This window comes from Mesorhizobium sp. M7A.F.Ca.CA.002.05.1.1 (assembly GCF_003998335.1).
In the GTDB taxonomy this organism is placed as follows: domain Bacteria; phylum Pseudomonadota; class Alphaproteobacteria; order Rhizobiales; family Rhizobiaceae; genus Mesorhizobium.
On record NZ_RZQI01000561.1, the window covers coordinates 3,593 to 4,019 of the forward strand.

Sequence of the window (427 nt, forward strand, 5' to 3'; positions counted from 1 at the left end):
CACGCCGAGAAGCAGCGACTGCATCCGCCGCGAGAGACGCCCGGTGAAATCCGCCACAAGGTCCCAGGCGACCACGAGGATGGAGACCAGGGCAAGGTTGGCGAGGAGTGAGTGCCAGATGTCAGTCATGACTTCGGCTCCTTTTTTCCGATAAATACCGACAAAACCTATCCGAGGTCTAAAGAAGCTGCCCGGCCATGCCGTTCTATTCCCTTTTGGGCACATGGGACCCGAGAGTACCTTTGCGATCTTCCATGAAGCCGATCAGCTCATGATTCGACGGTGTCGTAAGCGCAGATGAGCAAGAGGCATCGCGGCAAATTCGGGTCTTGCACATGATCTGTAAAGTGTCGCCTTGAACATCTCCTTCTTTCCATACATAGGTCGACCAGGTGGGTGGCGGCTCAACATGGAACTTCAATGAACC

General features: G+C 54.8%; 1 protein-coding gene. It reads right to left on the bottom strand.

Annotated features, from left to right (window positions below; all coding sequences use genetic code 11):
• Nucleotides 1-205: 205 nt before the first annotated feature.
• On the bottom strand, nucleotides 206-427 hold a 222-nt coding region (locus EN939_RS38600), incomplete at its 5' end, for a hypothetical protein (protein WP_206528325.1).